General features: G+C 76.0%; 17 protein-coding genes. 7 read left to right on the top strand and 10 right to left on the bottom strand.

From position 1 onward, the window contains the following. Positions 1-15 precede the first annotated feature (15 nt). A complete protein-coding gene (locus tag ACK586_RS05565; protein ID WP_409329456.1) occupies positions 16-1,797 on the bottom strand; it encodes an N-acetylglutaminylglutamine amidotransferase in 1,782 nt (593 codons plus the stop codon). Between the two features lie 162 nt (positions 1,798-1,959). Here ACK586_RS05565 and ACK586_RS05560 point away from each other — a divergent pair, with 162 nt between their 5' ends. The 3 genes from ACK586_RS05560 (at position 1,960) to ACK586_RS05550 (ending at position 3,914) form a co-directional block, all read left to right on the top strand. Continuing rightward, on the top strand, positions 1,960-2,952 hold the full coding sequence (locus tag ACK586_RS05560) for an aldo/keto reductase (RefSeq protein ID WP_409329455.1): 993 nt from the start codon (positions 1,960-1,962) through the stop codon (positions 2,950-2,952). Between the two features lie 88 nt (positions 2,953-3,040). Beyond that, the gene (locus tag ACK586_RS05555) at positions 3,041-3,403 is read left to right on the top strand and encodes a hypothetical protein (RefSeq protein WP_409329454.1); all 363 of its coding nucleotides are present in this window, start codon (positions 3,041-3,043) and stop codon (positions 3,401-3,403) included. Then, a complete protein-coding gene (locus ACK586_RS05550; protein ID WP_409329453.1) occupies positions 3,396-3,914 on the top strand; it encodes a hypothetical protein in 519 nt (172 codons plus the stop codon). Before ACK586_RS05555 ends, ACK586_RS05550 begins: the two co-directional genes overlap by 8 nt. Here the strand turns inward: ACK586_RS05550 and ACK586_RS05545 are convergent. Further along, complete coding sequence (locus ACK586_RS05545) at positions 3,824-4,555, bottom strand: hypothetical protein (protein WP_409329452.1); 732 nt, start codon at positions 4,553-4,555, stop codon at positions 3,824-3,826. The genes ACK586_RS05550 and ACK586_RS05545 overlap by 91 nt on opposite strands. Before the next feature lie 222 nt (positions 4,556-4,777). On the opposite strand from ACK586_RS05545, the gene ACK586_RS05540 reads away from it, so the two are divergent. Further along, on the top strand, positions 4,778-7,039 hold the full coding sequence (locus ACK586_RS05540) for a SpoIIE family protein phosphatase (RefSeq protein ID WP_409329451.1): 2,262 nt from the start codon (positions 4,778-4,780) through the stop codon (positions 7,037-7,039). Positions 7,040-7,150: 111 nt separating this feature from the next. On the opposite strand, the gene ACK586_RS05535 is transcribed toward ACK586_RS05540, so the two are convergent. Both ACK586_RS05535 and ACK586_RS05530 read right to left on the bottom strand, forming a co-directional pair. Further along, positions 7,151-7,705, bottom strand: coding sequence for a flavin reductase family protein (locus ACK586_RS05535; protein ID WP_409329450.1), 555 nt, complete (start codon positions 7,703-7,705; stop codon positions 7,151-7,153). 25 nt (positions 7,706-7,730) lie between these two features. Then, on the bottom strand, positions 7,731-8,702 hold the full coding sequence (locus ACK586_RS05530) for a hydroxymethylglutaryl-CoA lyase (protein WP_409329449.1): 972 nt from the start codon (positions 8,700-8,702) through the stop codon (positions 7,731-7,733). 183 nt (positions 8,703-8,885) lie between these two features. Between ACK586_RS05530 and ACK586_RS05525 the strand changes: the two genes are divergently transcribed. After that, positions 8,886-9,785 (top strand): diguanylate cyclase domain-containing protein, encoded by a 900-nt coding sequence (locus ACK586_RS05525; protein ID WP_409329448.1) that lies wholly within the window; start codon positions 8,886-8,888, stop codon positions 9,783-9,785. A 3-nt stretch (positions 9,786-9,788) separates the two neighbouring features. On the opposite strand, the gene ACK586_RS05520 is transcribed toward ACK586_RS05525, so the two are convergent. The 5 genes from ACK586_RS05520 to ACK586_RS05500 form a co-directional block, all read right to left on the bottom strand. Next, positions 9,789-10,514, bottom strand: coding sequence for a hypothetical protein (locus tag ACK586_RS05520; protein ID WP_409329447.1), 726 nt, complete (start codon positions 10,512-10,514; stop codon positions 9,789-9,791). Between the two features lie 183 nt (positions 10,515-10,697). Continuing rightward, positions 10,698-12,332 (bottom strand): phosphoglucomutase (alpha-D-glucose-1,6-bisphosphate-dependent), encoded by a 1,635-nt coding sequence (gene pgm, locus ACK586_RS05515; protein ID WP_409329446.1) that lies wholly within the window; start codon positions 12,330-12,332, stop codon positions 10,698-10,700. Between the two features lie 26 nt (positions 12,333-12,358). Continuing rightward, on the bottom strand, positions 12,359-12,688 hold the full coding sequence (locus ACK586_RS05510; RefSeq protein ID WP_409329445.1) for a hypothetical protein: 330 nt from the start codon (positions 12,686-12,688) through the stop codon (positions 12,359-12,361). Further along, positions 12,685-13,092 (bottom strand): VOC family protein, encoded by a 408-nt coding sequence (locus tag ACK586_RS05505; protein WP_409329444.1) that lies wholly within the window; start codon positions 13,090-13,092, stop codon positions 12,685-12,687. Before ACK586_RS05505 ends, ACK586_RS05510 begins: the two co-directional genes overlap by 4 nt. Further along, a complete protein-coding gene (locus ACK586_RS05500) occupies positions 13,089-13,958 on the bottom strand; it encodes a helix-turn-helix domain-containing protein (protein WP_409329443.1) in 870 nt (289 codons plus the stop codon). The genes ACK586_RS05505 and ACK586_RS05500 overlap by 4 nt, the downstream gene beginning before the upstream one ends. 146 nt (positions 13,959-14,104) lie before the next feature. Between ACK586_RS05500 and ACK586_RS05495 the strand changes: the two genes are divergently transcribed. Further along, positions 14,105-14,338 (top strand): hypothetical protein, encoded by a 234-nt coding sequence (locus ACK586_RS05495; protein ID WP_409329442.1) that lies wholly within the window; start codon positions 14,105-14,107, stop codon positions 14,336-14,338. A 3-nt stretch (positions 14,339-14,341) separates the two neighbouring features. On the opposite strand, the gene ACK586_RS05490 is transcribed toward ACK586_RS05495, so the two are convergent. Next, on the bottom strand, positions 14,342-15,187 hold the full coding sequence (locus ACK586_RS05490) for an alpha/beta fold hydrolase (protein WP_409329441.1): 846 nt from the start codon (positions 15,185-15,187) through the stop codon (positions 14,342-14,344). Positions 15,188-15,258: 71 nt separating this feature from the next. Here ACK586_RS05490 and ACK586_RS05485 point away from each other — a divergent pair, with 71 nt between their 5' ends. After that, on the top strand, positions 15,259-16,989 hold the full coding sequence (locus ACK586_RS05485; protein ID WP_409329440.1) for a DEAD/DEAH box helicase: 1,731 nt from the start codon (positions 15,259-15,261) through the stop codon (positions 16,987-16,989). Positions 16,990-17,116: the final 127 nt, after the last annotated feature.

Below are 17,116 nucleotides of genomic sequence, written 5' to 3'. Positions count from 1 at the left end.
GTGTCGGTCCCTTCCTCAGACCCCGTGGTTCTGCAGCCAGAGCTCCAGCAGCCCGAGCTGCCACAGCTTGTTGCCGCGCAGCGGCGTCAGCTCGCCGTTCGGGTCGGCGAGCAGGCCCTCGACGTAGTCCGGCCGGAACAGGCCCCGCTCGCGGGCGGCGTCGCTGCTCAGCGCGTCCCGGACCAGGTCGAGCACCTTGCCCTGGAGGTGGGTGATCGCCGGAACCGGGAAGTAGCCCTTGGGCCGGTCGATGACCTCCGGCGGGATGATCCGCCGGCCGATGGCCTTGAGCACGCCTTTCCCGCCGTCGGCCAGCTTCAGCTCCGGGGGACAGGCCGCGGCCAGCTCCACCAGGTCGTGGTCCAGGAAGGGCACGCGGGCCTCCAGGCCCCACGCCATGCTCATGTTGTCCACCCGCTTGACCGGGTCGTCGACCAGCATCACCTCGCTGTCCAGCCGCAGCGCGGCGTCCACCGCGGTCTGCGCGCCGGGCGCCTCCATGTGCGCGGCGACGAACGCGCGGCTGACGTCCTCGTCGAGCGCGTACCGCTGCGTCACCACCCGCTGGAGCTCGGCGTGCGTGCGGTCGAAGAAGGCGGCGGCGTACCGGTCGACGGCCTCGCCGCGGGGGACGCCGGCCAGCGGCGGGTACCAGTGGTAGCCGGCGAAGACCTCGTCGGCGCCCTGGCCGGACTGGACCACGCGGATCGACTGGCTGACCCGCTCCGACAGGAGGTCGAAGGCGACGACGTCGTGGCTGACCATCGGCTCGGCCATGGCGCCGATGGCGTGGCCGAGCGCGCCGGCGAGCTCGTCGGAGCCCACCCGGATCCGGTGGTGGTCGGTGGCGAACCGCTCGGCGATGACGTCGGAGTACTGGAACTCGTCGCCCTCGCGCCCGCCGACCGCCTCGAAGCCGATGCTGTAGGTCGCCAGACCGGTCTGCCCCTCCTGGGCGAGCAGGCCGACGATGAGGCTGGAGTCCAGGCCGCCGGAGAGCAGCACCCCGACCGGGATGTCGGCCACGAGCCGGCGGCGCACGGCGACCCGCAGCGCCTCCTCGATCGCGTCCTCCCAGTCGCGGTCCGACCAGCCGGAGTGCTCGGCGCGGCGCTCGTAGGCCGGCGCCCAGTAGCGGTGCTCGCGGCTGGCCCCGTCGGTCTCGATGACCCGGACGGTCGCCGGGGGGAGCTTGCGGACGCCGTTGAGGAGCGTGCGCGGCGCCGGGACGACGGCGTGCCACGTCAGGTAGTGGTGCAGCGCCACCGGGTCGATGGACGTGTCGACGTCACCGGCGCGCAGCAGCGCGGGCAGCGTCGAGGCGAACCGCAGCCGGCCCGGGGTCTCGGCGAGGTAGAGCGGCTTGATGCCCAGCCGGTCGCGGGCCATCACCACCCGGCCGGTGTCCCGCTCGTGGATGACGAACACGAACATGCCGTGCAGGTGGTCGACGACGTCGGTGCCCCAGTGGTGGTAGCCCTTGAGGATCACCTCGGTGTCGGAGGTGGAGAAGAAGCGGTAGCCGTGCCCCTCGAGCTCGGCACGCAGCTCCCGGTAGTCGTAGATGCAGCCGTTGAAGACCGCGCTCAGCCCGAGCTCGTTGTCGACCATCGGCTGGCTGCCGGCCGCCGACAGGTCGATGACCGACAGCCGGCGGTGCCCGAAGGCCACCCGCCCCGCGCCCCACATGCCCTGGCCGTCGGGACCGCGGGGGACCAGCTGGTCGACCATCCGCCCGACCGCCGCCGTGTCGGCGAGGGTGCCGTCGAACCTGATCTCGCCGGAGAGGCCGCACATGCAAGAAGATCCAACCCGAGCCCGGCGGGTTTGGCGACGCGAGCCCGGCGCGTCGTGAGCGGCGTCACGGCGGTTCCACGTGCAACGCGGCGGCCTCCTCGCGGCCGCTCGGGACCGGGACGGCGCGGGTTGGGGTCGCGGCGCCGTGGGCAGGAGCGCGCCATGCAGACACGCACGCTGGGCCAGCTCGCCGTCCCCGCCATGGGGCTGGGCTGCATGGGGATGAGCGAGTTCTACGGGACCGCCGACGAGGCCGAGGCCGAGGCGACCATCCACCGCGCCCTCGACCTGGGCGTCACCTTCCTCGACACCGCCGACATGTACGGCCCCTTCACCAACGAGCGGCTGGTCGGCCGCGCGATCGCCGGCCGCCGCGAGGAGGTGGTGCTGGCCACGAAGTTCGGCAACGAGCGCCGCGAGGACGGCTCGCGGATCGGGATCAACGGCCGCCCGGAGTACGTGCACCGGGCGTGCGACGCCTCGCTGCAGCGGCTCGGCGTCGACGTGATCGACCTGTACTACCAGCACCGGGTGGACACGGCCGTGCCGGTCGAGGAGACGTGGGGCGCGCTGCGCGAGCTGGTGGACGCCGGCAAGGTCCGGTTCACCGGCATCTCCGAGGCCGCACCCGGGACGATCCGCCGCGCGCACGCGGTGCAGCCGGTGACCGCGGTGCAGACCGAGTACTCGCTGTGGACGCGCGATCCGGAGGACGACGGCGTCCTCGCGACCTGCGCGGAGCTGGGCATCGGCTTCGTCGCCTACTCGCCGATCGGCCGCGGCTTCCTCTCCGGGCGGATCCGCAGCATCGACGACCTCGCACCCGACGACTTCCGGCGGCACAACCCGCGCTTCCAGGGGGAGAACGCCCGCCGCAACCTGGAGCTGGTCGACCGGGTCCGCGAGATCGCCGACGAGAAGGGGGTCACCGCCTCGCAGCTCGCGCTCGCGTGGGTGATGGCCCAGGGCGGCCGGGACGGCCGCCCGCAGATCGTGCCGATCCCCGGCACCAAACGGGTCGCCTACCTGGAGGAGAACGCCGCCGCGGCGGAGGTCGAGCTGACCGCGGACGACCTGCGCCGGCTCGACGAGGCCGCACCGCGCGGGGCCACGGCGGGGGAGCGCTACCCGGACATGTCCAGCATCCACCGCTGACGGACCCCGACGCCCTCCGCCGGGCCCCTGCGGCGGGGCCGGCGCCGGCGGACGAGAGGATGGGGGGCGTGCAGAGCGGAGCGGCCCGGTGAGCACCCCGCTCGTCGTCGCCGTCACCGTGGTCGCCGCCCTCCTGGCGCTCGCCGGCCTGGCCTCGACCGCCGCCCGGCGCCGGATCGGCCTGCTGCACCTCGCCCTGGCCGGCCTCCTGCAGGCGCTGCTCGTGGCGCAGGCGGTGCTGGCCGCGGTGCGGCTGCCGGATGCCGACCTGCCGGACACCGCGACGTTCCTCGGCTACCTCGCCGGCGCCCTGCTGCTGCCGGTCGCGGGCGTGCTGTTCTCCCGCACCGAGACCAGCCGCTGGGCGGGCACGGTGCTCGCGGTGCCGGCCGCCGCGGTCGCCGTCATGGTCTGGCGGCTGCTGCAGCTGTGGGAGGCCGGCGGTGGCTGAGCCCGCGCGGCCCGTCGGCGGGCCCGCACCGGCACAGGGGCTCGGGCGGGTGCTCGTCGCCGTCTACGGGGTGTTCGCGCTGGCCGCGGGGGCCCGGGCGGCGGTGCAGATCGCCACCCGGTTCTCCGAGGCACCGCTGGCCTACCTGCTGTCGGCGCTCGCCGCGGCGGTGTACGCGGTCGCCACGGTCGGCCTGGCCCGCGGCGGGCGGGGCGGACGGCGGACCGCGCTGGTCTCCTGCGCCGTCGAGCTCACCGGGGTGCTGGTGGTCGGCGCCCTGTCGCTCGCCGACCCCGCCGCCTTCCCCGACGAGACCGTCTGGTCCGGCTTCGGGCAGGGCTACGGCTACGTGCCGCTGGTGCTCCCGGTGCTCGGCCTGCTCTACCTGCGCAGCGCGGCGGGCACCGGCGGGGACAGCGATCAGAAGTCGCCGCCGAACCCGCCGCCGAAGTCCCCGCCGTCGAACCCGCCGCCGAAGTCCCCGCCGAGGTCCCCGCCGTCGGTGGCGTAGTCGCCCCCGTCGGCTGCGGCACCGTCCTGGTAGCCCTCGGCGTAGGCCTGCTCGTCCCCGCCACCGAACAGACCGCCGTCCCCGGGGCCGGTGTCGAACAGGGCGTCGGCCACCGCGGTGCCGACCACCAGTCCGCCGATGGTGCCGAGCATGGTCGCCCCGATGCCGGCCCCGATCCCTCCGGGGCCGAAGCCACCTCCCCGGCCGTGGCCCGCGGAGCCGTACGCGCCCCCGCCGAAGGCGCGCTCCAGCGTGCCCGGCCGGCGCAGCTCGGCCCGGGTGGCCGCGCGGGCCAGCGTCCGCGGGTCGTCGGAGCGCGGGCGCTCCTGCGCGGGCACCGCCGCGGCGAGACCGACCAGCACCTGCTGCCGCTGGTCGGGCGTGAGCTGGGCGAAGGCCTCCGCGTGCGCCTCCTCGATCCGGTCCGGCGGCGCGGTGCGCAGCAGGTACCGGTAGCGCTCGACCGCCTGCTCGTCGCTGCGCTGCCCGTCACCGGCCCCGTACCGCCCGTCGTCCCCGTACCGATCCTCGTCGCCGTACCACCCGCCGTCCGAGCGCCGGTCGTACCGGTCGCCGGGGTGCACGCCGTACCCGTCGTCGTGGCGGCGCGAGCGCCCGAAGATGCGGTCGAGCAGTCCCATGGTGATCCCCTCCCTGACGGTCCCGGACGCCGGGCACGGCATCGGCGGTCCCGCCCGTGGTCGGCGCCCCCTGCTCCGTTCCCGCGGGCGCGCCGCCCACACGTACCGTGCTCCCGCGGTGGAAAACCGCAGGTCAGCGGGGTCGTCCTGCGGTGTGTCGTGCACGATCGATAAGATCGGTCCGTGCCGTCCGCCCACAACGACCTCCGTCACGCGGAGGCCGTGGCACAGGCAGGTCTCGGTCCCGCGGGCTCGCAGGCCGGTCTCGTCGCCACGGCCAGCGCGGCGGTGTCCCAGCACGGAGGCGTCTCCGCGACCCTCCCCGGCGTGCTCGCCGACGCGCCGGTCGCCGTCCTGCTCATCGACCGCGACCAGGGCACCGTCACCTTCGCCAACACCGTCGCCGTGGAGCTCGCCGGCAACGTGCACCTGCCGCTGCCGGTCGACGCGTGGGGCGCGGCCGCCGGGCTGACCGATCTGGGCGGGGCGCCGCTGGCCTCCACCAGCGGCCCGCTCTCCCTGGTCGCCCAGGGCCAGCCGGTGACCGGGGAGGCCGTCCGCCTGGTCCCGGGCCGCAGCAACCGGACCGAGCGCGCACGGTCCGACGACGGCACGCGCGACCGGCTGCTGTGGGTGACCGGCTTCCCGCTGTCGCAGCCGGACAGCTCCGACGCGCAGCTGTCGCTGGTCGTCTTCCTGGAGGTCCAGACCCCCGAGGCGGACGGCGACCCCGAGGCCGCGCTGCAGGCCCTGCGGGAGCGCGCGGTCATCGCCACCGACATCACGTTCACGATCAGCGACCCGCGCCAGGAGGACGGCCCGCTGATCTGGGTCAACCCCTCCTTCACCCGCATCACCGGCTACGAGTACGGGGAGGCGGTCGGGCGCAACTGCCGCTTCCTGCAGGGGACGGCGACCGATCCCGACGCCGTCGCGGAGATCCGCGAGGCCCTCGCCGAGCAGCGCGCGGTGACGACGACGCTGCTCAACTACCGCAAGGACGGCACGGCCTTCTGGAACCAGCTGTCCATCAGCCCGGTGTTCGACGGCGAGGGCGAGCTGGTGAGCTTCGTCGGCGTGCAGACGGACGTGACCGAGCGGGTCCGCGTCGAGCACGAGCGGGAGCGCGCGTTCGCCGCCGAGCAGACGGCCCGGCAGGAGGCGGAGCTCGCCCGGGCCACTGCCGAGCAGGCGCGGGCCGACGCCGAGGGCGCCCGCACCCAGGCCGAGCAGGCGACCAACCGGCTGGCGCTCATGGCCGAGGCCACGAGCACGCTCATCGCGACGCTGGACATGTCCGACCTGCTCGACCGGCTGGCCGGGCTGTGCGTGCCGCTGCTGGCCGACTGGGTCTTCCTCACCCTCGTCGACGAGAACGGCGACGTGGTCCAGACCGCCCACCGGCACCGGGACGGCCTCGACGAGCAGCTGCGGGCCTTCAGCACGCTGCACGCGCTGCACCTGCCGCCCGGATCCCCGAGCCGGCAGAGCATGACCCGCAGCCGGCCGGTGCTCATCGACCGCGACCCCGCGCGGCTCGCGGGCGCCTTCGCCACCGACGCCGCCAGGGAGGCCTTCGACGCCCTCGGCGGGCACTCCGTGCTCACCGTGCCGATGGTCGCCCGCCGCCGGACCCGCGGCGCCCTGGCTCTGGTGCTGTCGGGCGAGGACCGCACGTTCACCCCGGCCGACGTCGACCTCGCCGAGGACCTCTCCCGCCGCGCCGCCCTGGCCATGGACAACGTGCGGCTCTACCAGCAGGAGCACGCCGTCGCCGAGATCCTGCAGCGGTCGTTGCTGCCCGACCTGCCGGACATCCCCGGCGTGACGGCGGCCGCCCACTACGTCAGCGCGTCGGCGGCCACCGACGTCGGCGGGGACTTCTACGACCTGCTGCACCTGCCCGACGGCTCGGTGGGCCTGGTCATCGGAGACGTCGTCGGTCACGACATCGCCGCCGCCGCAGCCATGGGACACCTGCGCGGCATCATCCGCGCCTGCGTCTGGGACGCCCCCGACCCCGACCCCGGCGTCGTCCTCGCCCGGGTCGACCTGCTGGTGCAGGGCCTGAACGTCGCGTCGATGGCGACGCTGGCCTACGCCCGCGCGGCTCCCCCCACGGCGCCGGGGGAGCCCTGGCGGGTGCACCTCGCCGACGCCGGCCACCCGCCGCTGCTGCTGCGGGAACCGGGCGGCACGGTGCGGGTGCTCGACGAGATCAACGGGTTGCTCGTCGGGGTGGACGACGGTGCGCACCGGCCCACGACGGTCCTCGAGGTCCCCTCGGGCTCGACGCTGCTGGCCTACACCGACGGGCTGATCGAGCGCCCCGGCGTCGACCTGGACCTGGGCATCAGCGAGCTGGTCGAGCGGATCGCGGCGACGCCGGCGGACGCGACCCCGCGGGCCCTGTGCGACGCCGCGGTCGCCGGCACGCTGGACGGGCGGGACGACGTCGCCCTGCTCGCCCTCCGGCTGGGCTGAGCGACCCGGCGGCGTCGTCCCTCCACCGGCCGTCTCCCTCGGTGGAACGGCCACCCCGGGAGCAATGCCCGAGGTGCGCGGGCGGGGTGGCCGGCTCAGCGGCCGGCTCCGTCAGGCGATGCCGGCGTCGTCGGCCTGCGCGCCGTTCCCGAGCAGGCCGTAGCCGCCGCGGTGGAAGAGCAGCGGGCGCCGGCGGGGATCGGCACCCAGGTCGAGGACCCGCCCGGCGACGAGCGTGTGGTCACCGCCGTCGTACTCGGCCCACAGGGCGCAGTCGATCCACGCCACGACGCCGTCCAGCACCGGCTGGCCCAGCGGGCTGGACCGCCAGCCGACGCCGGCGAAGCGGTCGGCCGAGGCGCCGGCGAAGGTGGCCGACAGCCCGGGCTGGTCCTCGGCGAGGACGTTGACGCAGAACCGGCCCAGCTCCCGCAGCCGCGGCCAGGTCCGCGAGGCGCGCGCCGGGGCGATGACCACCAGCGGCGGATCCAGCGACAGCGAGCTGAACGACTGGCAGGTGAAGCCGACCGGACCCTGCCCGCTCGCCGCGGTCACCACCGTGACCCCCGAGGCGAAGTGCCCCATGACCTCGCGCATGACCCGGGGGTCGACCGCGGCGACGGGACCGGCGCCCGGCCCGCCGGGGGAGGGGAGGGGGGAGCTCACGCCCCCGAGTCCATCACGAGGTCCATCAGGAGGTCCCGGACGCGCCCGCGACCGCCCGGTCCGCGGACCGGGGCACCGAGCGCCCGCCGGCCCGGTACAGCGAGCTCGGCAGCTCGTGGCCCACGGCCCGCTCGGTGACCCGCGCCGCGGCCAGGACGGCGTCGAGGTCCAGTCCGGTGCGCACGCCGGACTCCTCGAGCATGTAGACCAGCTCCTCGGTCGCGATGTTGCCGCTGGCGCCGGGGGCGAACGGGCACCCGCCCAGGCCACCCACCGAGGAGTCCAGCTGGGTGACGCCGGCCTGGATCGCCGTCAGCGCGTTGGCCTGGCCGGTGCCGCGGGTGTCGTGGAAGTGCACCCCGACCGGCACACCGGGGCAGACCCGGCGGACGGCGTCGAGCAGCTGGACGACGCGCAGCGGGGTCGTGCTGCCGATGGTGTCGCCCAGGCAGATCCGGTCGGCGCCGGCGGTCACCGCGGCCCGGGCGACGTCGACGGTGCGGGCGACGGGGGTGCGGCCGTCGAAGGGGCAGTCCCAGGCGGTGGCGATGATCACCTCCAGCGTTCCGCCCGCGGCGTGCGCGAGCCCGGCGATCTCGCCGACGGCCCCGACCGCCTCGGGGGTGCTCCGGCCGGCGTTGGCGCGGCTGTGCCCGTCGGAGGCGGAGACCACGTACTCGAGGTCGGGGACGCCGGCGTCGACCGCCCGGACGGCGCCCCGCGGGTTGGCCACCAGCGCCGAGAACAGCACGCCGCTCCACCGGCCCAGCTCGGCCGCGACCTGGTCGGCGTCGGCCAGGGCCGGGACGGCTCGGGGGGAGACGAACGAGGTGGCCTCGATCCGGCGCACCCCGGTGGCCACGAGCGCCTCCAGCATCGCCAGCTTGTCGGCCAGCGGGAGCGGCGCCTCCAGCTGCAGCCCGTCGCGCATGCCCACCTCGCGGACGTCCACCGCCGGGGGCAGCACCAGGTCGAAGGGGTCCCTGTCGTCGAGCACCTGCGCCTCCTCCGCGGTCGTCGCGGCCCGGGACGGGGCCGCGCGTCGTCCCCGCCATCCTCCCCCGTCGCAGCCGAGGACCCACGTCACGTTCCACGTGGAACGGTTCCGGGCAGTACGGAAGGTGGAACGCGGCCGGGATCGTCACCGGTAGCCGTCACACTGGGGCCGGAGGTGGGAGACGTGGCGGGACGGAGCGGGAGCTCGACGGTGACCGAGGAGCCGCCGGCTGCCCTCTGGGACCCGTTCGGCTCCGCGCCCCTCGGGATGGCGGTCAGCAGGGTGGACAGCGTGCTGGTCGAGGTCAACCCGGCACTCGAGCGGCTGCTCGGGCGGTCCGCGGACCAGCTGAGGGGCACCGCCCTCTACGACCTGACCGACCCCGACGCGCTGCCCGGCATCCGTGACGCCTGCACCGCGGTGCACGCCACCCCCGGCAGGGTCTCCCGGGTCGAGAGCGGGCTGCTGCGCGGCGACGGCAGCCGGGTGCCGGTGCAGGTGACCGTCACCCGGGTCGCCGAGCAGCCGGGACGCCCGACGCACCTGGTCCTGGTCGTGGAGGACATCACCGACCGCAAGGCGCTGGAGGCCCAGCTGGTGCACCGGTCGCTGCACGACCCGCTCACCGGGCTGCCGAACCGGATCCTGTTCGGCGACCGCCTCCGGCACGCCCTGGAGCGCGGGCACCGCGAGCGGACCCCCACCTGCGTGCTGATCATCGACCTCGACGGCTTCAAGGCGGTGAACGACCGCTACGGCCACCCGATGGGCGACGCCGTCCTGGTGGCCTTCGCGGAGCGGCTCACCTCGGTGCTGCGGGCCAGCGACACCGCGGCCCGGCTGGGCGGCGACGAGTTCAGCATCGTGTGCGAGAACACCGAACCTCCGGAGGCCGAGGTCCTGGCCGAGCGGCTGCGCACCACGGTCACCGAGCCGCTCGACATCGCCGGCACCCGGATCTCGCTGGGCATGAGCATCGGCATCGGCATCGCCGAGCCCGGCGCCGACCCCGACGAGGCCTGCGAGCGGGTGGTCCGCAGCGCCGACGACGCGATGTACGCCGACAAGAACCGCGCGCGCTGAGGGTCAGGCCGCCGGAGCGCTCCCGGTCCAGCCGGTCGTCGCCGGCAGCCGGGCGAAGACCGCGGTGAGCACCGGCAGCACACCTGCCAGCAGCACGAAGAAGGCGACGCCGACGGCGTCGTCGCCGTCCAGGTCGGTGGCGGCCACCAGCAGCGCCAGCAGCAGCACGCCGACCGCGGCCAGCGCCGACGCGAACAGCGGAACGGGCGACCGGCGGCCCAGCAGTCGCACCGAGCCGTGGACCATGCCGGCGGCGCACGGCAGGCCGAGGGTCAGCACACCCGTGGTGGCGTCGCCGTCGCCGGTCAGCAGGACCACGAGGAAGCCGAGGGAGGCCAGGGCGGTCAGCCCGGCGGTGACGAAGCCCAGGACCGCCGCGGCCGTCGCGATGCCCGGCCGCCCCGGTCCGTGCGGCCACGCCGACGGCGCGCCGTAGCCGTACGGGGGCAGGCCGTAGGGGAGCTGGCCGTACGGGTGCTGGCCGTACGGGGGCTGCCCGTACGGGTGCTGGCCGTACGGGTGCTGGCCGTACGGGGGCTGCCCGTACGCCGAGGGGTGGCCGTGGCCCGGAACCGACCCGTACGCCTGCCCATGCGTCGAGGGCGAGCCGTGGCCCGAGCCGTAGCCCGAGCCGTAGCCCGAGCCGTAGCCCGAGCCGTAGCCCTGGCCATGGCCCGGGTCGTCTCCGTACCCGGATCGCCACTGGTCCGGCGCACCCTGCTCGCTCATCGCCGAGGAGTCTGCGGCACGGGCCTGCCCACCTCCGCCTCCGACGCTCCGGTCCCCCCGAAGCGGTGAGCCCCCGGCCGTGATCACGGGCGTCGCGCCGTCGACACGCACCGACGCGCCCGCGGGAGCGGTGACGGTTCCACGATCACGGCGGAGGCGGCGTCCCCGGCACCCGGGGCGGGCTCAGCCCCCGAGGGCGGCGGTGACCACCTCGCGGGCCTCCTCCTGCACCCGCACCAGGTGCTCGGGTCCGCGGAAGGACTCGGCATAGACCTTGTAGACGTCCTCGGTGCCCGACGGCCGGGCGGCGAACCAGGCGTTCTCCGTGACCACCTTCAGCCCGCCGATCGCGGCGTCGTTGCCCGGCGCGCGGGTCAGCTTGGCCGTGATCGGCTCGCCGGCCAGCTCGGCGGCGCGGACGGCGTCGGGCGACAGCTTGCCGAGGGCCGCCTTCTGCTCCCGGGTCGCGGGGGCGTCCACCCGCGCGTACGCCGACTCCCCGTACCGCGCGGTCAGCTCGCCGTGCAGCTGGGAGGGCGAGCGGCCGGTCACCGCCTGCATCTCCGACGCCAGCAGCGCGAGCAGGATCCCGTCCTTGTCCGTCGTCCACACCCCGCCGTCGCGGCGCAGGAAGGACGCCCCGGCCGACTCCTCGCCGCCGAACCCGACCGTCCCGTCGAGCAGACCGGGCACGAACCACTTGAACCCGACCGGCACCTCCACCAGCCGCCGCCCGAGATCCGCGACGACCCGGTCGATCAGCGAGGAGGACACCAGCGTCTTGCCGACGGCCACGTCCGCTCCCCAGCCCTCGCGGTGGGCGAACAGGTAGGAGATGGCGACGGCGAGGAAGTGGTTGGGGTTCATCAGGCCGCCGTCGGGGGTGACGATGCCGTGCCGGTCGGCGTCGGCGTCGTTTCCGGTGGCGATCGCGTACTGCCCGCGCTTGTCGATCAGCGAGGCCATCGCCGACGGCGACGAGCAGTCCATCCGGATCCTGCCGTCCCAGTCCAGCGTCATGAACCGCCAGGTGGGGTCGACCAGCGGGTTGACGACGGCGAGGTCGAGCCGGTGCCGCTCGGCGATCGCCGCCCAGTAGTCGACCGATGCCCCGCCCAGCGGGTCGGCGCCGATGCGCACCCCCGCGTCGCGGACGGCGTCGAGGTCGAGCACCTGCGGGAGGTCGTCGACGTAGGTGCCGAGGTAGTCGTACGGCTGCGCCGCGGCGCGGGCCCGTGGGAAGGGGATCCGGCGCACGCCGTCGAGCCCGGCGCGCAGCAGCTCGTTCGCGCGGTCGGCGATCGCCTTCGTGGCGTCGGAGTCGGCCGGGCCACCGTGCGGCGGGTTGTACTTGAAGCCGCCGTCCCGGGGCGGGTTGTGCGACGGGGTGACGACGATGCCGTCGGCGCGGTGCGCCGGGCTGTCCCGGTTCGCCCGCAGGATCGCGTGGCTCACCGCCGGGGTGGGTGTGTACCGGCCTGCGGCGTCGACGAGGACGGTCACGTCGTTGGCGGCGAGCACCTCCAGCGCGCTGGCCCACGCCGGCTCGCTGAGCGCGTGCGTGTCGCGGCCCAGGAACAGCGGCCCGTCGACCCCGTGGGCGGCGCGGTACTCGCAGATCGCCTGCGTGGTGGCCAGGATGTGCGCCTCGTTGAACGCCACGTCGAACGCCGAGCCGCGGTGCCCCGACGTCCCGAAGGCCACCTGCTGCGCCGGCTCGGCCGGGTCCGGCCGCAGCGTGTAGTAGGCGGTGACCAGGGACGCGACGTCGACCAGGTCGCTGGGCTGGGCGGGCTGACCGGCACGGACGTCGCTCATGCGCCGATCCTCGCGCCCCGGCCCGGTCAGCGGCGACCCGGGCCCCGCTCCCGCAGCAGCCGGGCGGGGGCACGGCGGGCCCAGGCCTCCTCGAGCAGGTCCGCGACCAGGTCCGGCGTCGCCGCGGTGAGGTCCACGCGGACGCCGGACAGCGTCCTGCCCCACCACAGCAGCTCGCACGGCCCGCCCTCGGCGGCCCGCGCGGTGGACTCGTCGACCAGCACGTTCAGCTGCGTGCCGGTCCACTGCGTGGCGAGCACCCGCGTCCCCAGCCGGAAGGCGCGGCGGCCGTGGTGGTCGCCCTCGGTCACCTCCGGGAGGCCGAGGGCGATCGCACGGACGTCGTCGGGGGTCACCGCCGCGGCTCGCCCCGGTAGCTGCCGACGCTCCAGCTGTTGCCCTCGGGGTCGCGCACGGAGAACTCGAGCCCGCCGTACGGCGGGGACTGCAGCGGGCGCAGGACGTCGGCGCCGGCGGCCTGCACCCGCGCCCAGACCGCCTCGACGTCGTCGGTCACCAGGTAGGCGCCGCTCACGCCGGGCTTCACGTCCCAGCCGCCGTCGTCCCGGGCCGAGCCGAGCATCACCCCGCCGCCGGGCGGCCAGGCGAGCTCGGCGTGGGTCACCAGGTCGCCGTCGCGGACGACGAGCGTCTCCTCGAAACCGAGGACGTCGACCAGCCAGCGGATCAGGGCGGGGGCGTCGCTGGCGCGGAAGGCGGGCCAGACGGTGGGGGACGGGGTGTTCTGCGGTGCGGTCATGCCGCCGACCCTGCCGCGGGGACGACCCCGCCGTCTTGGACGAATCCGAACTCCGCGTCCAGCCAGCGCAGCGGGGAGAGCCCGCTGAACGCCCGCCAGTCGCGGGTGAGGTGCGACTGGTCGGCGTAGCCGGCCGCGGCGGCGAGCCCGGCGAGGTCCGGCGGGGCGCCGGCCGCGACCCGGCGGGCCAGCGCGCGCCGCGCGCGGTCGAAGCGGACCACCCGCGCCGCCTCCTTGGGCCCCAGGCCGGTCTCGGCCCGGAAGCGGGCGGTGAGGTGCCGCTGCGACCACCCGACCCGCCGGGCGAGCTCGGCCACCCGCAGCCGCCCGCCCGACGCCAGGGTCAGCCGCCAGGCCTCGCCCACCTCGGCCGGCGGGTCCGGGCGGACCCGGGCGGCCCGGGACAGGACCGCACGGGTGAGGACGCCGTCGGCCGCCGCGAACCGCGCCGGCCAGCTGCCGGCCTCGCGGACCCGCTCCACCAGCTCGTCGGCGGCGCCGCCCAGGACCTCGGCGAGAGCGCAGTCCAGCGACGCCAGCTCGCCGGCGGGGACGCCGAGCAGCCGGCGGGCGCCGAGCGGGTCCAGGCCCAGCTGGAGGCCGGCCTGCCGGCCCGGGTGGGCGATGAGCGCAGGAGCCGTGTGCAGGCCACCCACCAGCGCGTCGTACCGGCCCGGGGCCTGCGCGGGGTCGGGGTGGGCGACGAGCTCCAGCGGGTCGCCGAGGGTGACGACCAGCGTGAGCGTGGGGGAGGGGAGCCCGCGGTGGACCCCCGGCTCGAGGCCGACCTGGCCGTAGCCGACAGCGGCGGCGACCGGCCCGCGCAGCAGCCCGGCCGGCCGGTGCACGACGAACTCGCTGGTCACCGCCCCAGGATGGCAGCGACCGGCGGCCGGCTCCAGGGGTCGGGATCCGCCTACCGCCCCGGTCGCCGGTGCCCGTGCGACGAGGAGTCGGCGAACGGTCCGGTCGCCGTCATCGCTTCGTCATGTCCACGTCCGATGCTGGGTGCATGACGGCGAGCCTCTACGCGACCACCTCCCGCCTGTACGCGGTGGCCTCGGCCGCCGGCACCGAGGGGTCCACGGCGACCGCGCCCGGCCCGCGGCACGCCGTCTCGCGGCCCGTGGTCGACGGGCTGACCGCCTCCGAGTGCGGCCTGCTGGTCGAGGTCTCCGCGGACCGGGACTGGCTCGACGTCCCCGACGCGGCCCGGTGCGCGGAGTGCGCCCGCGTGGCGGGCTGAGGCTCAGTCCTCGACGGAGGCCAGGAACCTCCGCAGGGTCTCCAGGAAGACCTCGGGCTGCTCGGAGTGCACCCAGTGCCCGGCGTCCCTGATCCGCACCAGCCGGGTGCGGGGGAAGAGCTCGTGCATGCGCGCGCGGTCCTCCGGCAGCACGTAGTGGCTGGTCGCGCCGGCCACCCAGAGCACCGGACCCTCGTAGGTCGCGCCGGGCGGTGGTTCGGGGAAGCCGCGCAGCTCCTCGAGGTCGCGGCCGAGCAGGTCCAGGTTGAGCCGCCACCGCCAGCCGCCGTCCGGCCCGGACCCGCCCCGCACCAGCGACTGCAGGAGGAACGAGCGCACCATCGGGCTGGGCACCGCCTCGCGCAGCGCCGCGTCGGCCTCGTCGCGGGTCTCGAGCCCGTCCAGGTCGACGGCCCGCATCGCGGCGATGAACGCCGCGAAGGGAGAGGCCTCCTCGTCGGGGTCGTCGGTGCGCCCGCCCGAGACCGGGTACTCGACCGGGGCGATGTCGACGACCACGAGCGCCCGCAGCAGCTCCGGCCGGCGCAGCGCCAGCTGCATGGCCACCTTGCCGCCCATCGAGTGGCCCACCAGCGTCACCGGCTCGCCGAACGACTCCATCTCGGCGGCCACCAGCCCGGCCATGTCGAGGTAGTCGACCCGGTCGGTCCACGGCGAGTGCCCGTGGTTGGGCAGGTCCAGCAGGGTCACCCGGTGCCCGTCGGCGAGGCCCTTGGCGATCGTCGTCCAGTTCCGGCCCTGGCCGAACAGCCCGTGCACGAAGGCCACCCGCGGGCCGGCGTCCCCGACCGTGCGCGCGTGCAGCCGTTCCTCCGGGTCGACGTCCACCCGGCGATTCCACCAGATCGCGGGGAGGCGTCCGCCTACCGTCGTCCGCCGGACCACGAGGGGGAGCACCCATGCCCGCACGGCGCCGCCGGACCACCACCCGAGCGGGCGGCACGACCCGCACCGCCCCGAGGCGGCGGGCACCCGCCCGCCGGCAGCCCGCACCCGATCTGCCCACCGCCGGCCCGGGCGAGCGGGTGTGGGTGCTCGCCGTCCCGTTCCGCGCCCCGGCGCCGGGGGCGGTGTGGCACCCCGGACTGCAGGCGCACGTGTACGTGGGCCGCGCGCTGCCACCGCCCCTGGCGCCCTACGACCCGCCGCCGTACACGCTCGAGCGGTTCCTGGAGGACGAGCTCAACGAGGAGCCCCGGCCGCTGCCGCCGGGAACGTCGCTGGAGCCGCGCGAGGAGCAGTGCACCGGCGCCGAGGCGGTCGTGGCGAGCGCCGCGGCCGGGCACCGGGTGTTCCTGCTCGGCGACGACCCCGGCGTCGGCAAGACCGGGACGGCGATCATGGCCGCGCGGGAGATCTGCGAGCTGCGCGGCGGGGACCGGGTCCTCGTCGTCGCCGACCGCCCGGCCGCCATCACCATCCCGCACTGGAGCCGCTCGATCGCCGGCTTCGGCGACGGCGGGCTGCGCTGGTGCGTCACGACCTGGGACCGGCTGGCGAAGGTGTCGGCGCTGCTGAAGACGGCGCCGCCGTTCGACGTCGTCATCGGCGACGAGGCGCACATGGTCCGGCACACGACCACCCAGCGGTGGAGGCACTGGAAGGCGGTCTCCGGCGCGGCCCGTGCGAAGGACGCCCCGTTCGTCGTCGCCGCGACCGCCACCCCGGCGCACACCCCGCTCGAGCTGCCCTACCTGGCCCCGCAGTTCGCCGCGCGGGCCGGTGAGCCGCTGCGCGCGTGGGCCGACCTCCCCGCGCGGCTCGCCGAGCACGGGTTCCACGTGGAACGCGGCCGCTACGGCTGGACCTGGACCGAGGACGCCGAGGAGCGCCGCGCCGACCTCGACCGGCTCCAGGAGTGGCTGACCGCCGGCGACCCGCCCGCCGCGCTGCACCGCTCGGCGCCGTGGGGGCCGGTGACCGTCAGCGGCACGGCGGTGGCGCTGAGCCCGGCCGAGCGGGCGAGCTACGAGGCCGAGTGGCACGAGTTCCGGGCCGAGATGCAGCTGGCCCGCCGGAGCCGGCAGACCGCCCGTGGCCGCGCCGCCCTGCTGCGGTTCCGGCAGAAGGCCGGGCTCATCCGGGTGCCGGCGACCGTCGACTGGGTGCGCGCCCAGGTCGAGGCCGAGCGGCAGGTGGCCGTGTCCGTCGAGTTCGTCGAGACCGCAGCCGACCCGATCCGGGAGGCGCTGCAGGACGCCGGGGTCGCCGTCGCCGGCATCTACGGGCGCGACCGGTTCGACGTCGAGGCCGAGCGGCTGCGCTTCCAGACCGGCGCGGCCCCGGTCTGCGTGTTCACCGTGACGGCGTCGATCAGCCTGCACGCCGGGGAGCTGCTGCCCGGCGGCACGTCCGCCACGGCGACCCCGCGGGTCGGGCTGTTCCACCAGCCGCGGTTCTCCGGCATCCAGGCCCGCCAGGTCACCGGCCGCACCCACCGGGACGGGCAGTCCTCGCCGTGGCGGGTCGCCTTCGCCGAGGACACCGTCGAGGAGCAGGTCGCCCGGGTCATGGTCGAGCGGCTCGCGGTCAGCGGCTCCACGGCGGGCGCGGACACCGCGTCGCTGCAGGAGATCGCCGAGCTGCTCGACGCCGACTGGCTGCCCGGCACCGCGCTCACCGAGGCCTGACCGGCCGCCCCGCCCGGGCTCCGCCGTGCCCCGGCAGTGCCGCGCTGCGGGCGCCGGGGGGGGGCGGGGCCGGGGGGGGCGGGGGCCCCCGGGCGGGGCCCGCGGGGGTGGGCCGCGCGCCCCGCGG

Source organism: Trujillonella humicola (assembly GCF_046233715.1).
Taxonomy (GTDB): domain Bacteria; phylum Actinomycetota; class Actinomycetes; order Mycobacteriales; family Geodermatophilaceae; genus Trujillonella; species Trujillonella humicola.
Note: the sequence above shows the minus strand (reverse complement) of the source record. Positions and strands in the feature narration are given on the sequence as shown.

Excerpts from the sequence above, each read along its gene's own strand:
- ACK586_RS05505 (WP_409329444.1), bottom strand. The coding sequence starts at position 13,092 with ATGACCGCACCGCAGAACACCCCGTCCCCCACCGTCTGGCCCGCCTTC.
- pgm (WP_409329446.1), bottom strand. The coding sequence starts at position 12,332 with ATGAGCGACGTCCGTGCCGGTCAGCCCGCCCAGCCCAGCGACCTGGTC.
- ACK586_RS05520 (WP_409329447.1), bottom strand. The coding sequence starts at position 10,514 with ATGAGCGAGCAGGGTGCGCCGGACCAGTGGCGATCCGGGTACGGAGAC.
- ACK586_RS05485 (WP_409329440.1), top strand. The coding sequence starts at position 15,259 with ATGCCCGCACGGCGCCGCCGGACCACCACCCGAGCGGGCGGCACGACC.
- ACK586_RS05545 (WP_409329452.1), bottom strand. The coding sequence starts at position 4,555 with ATGGGACTGCTCGACCGCATCTTCGGGCGCTCGCGCCGCCACGACGAC.
- ACK586_RS05560 (WP_409329455.1), top strand. The coding sequence starts at position 1,960 with ATGCAGACACGCACGCTGGGCCAGCTCGCCGTCCCCGCCATGGGGCTG.
- ACK586_RS05495 (WP_409329442.1), top strand. The coding sequence starts at position 14,105 with ATGACGGCGAGCCTCTACGCGACCACCTCCCGCCTGTACGCGGTGGCC.
- ACK586_RS05565 (WP_409329456.1), bottom strand. The coding sequence starts at position 1,797 with ATGTGCGGCCTCTCCGGCGAGATCAGGTTCGACGGCACCCTCGCCGAC.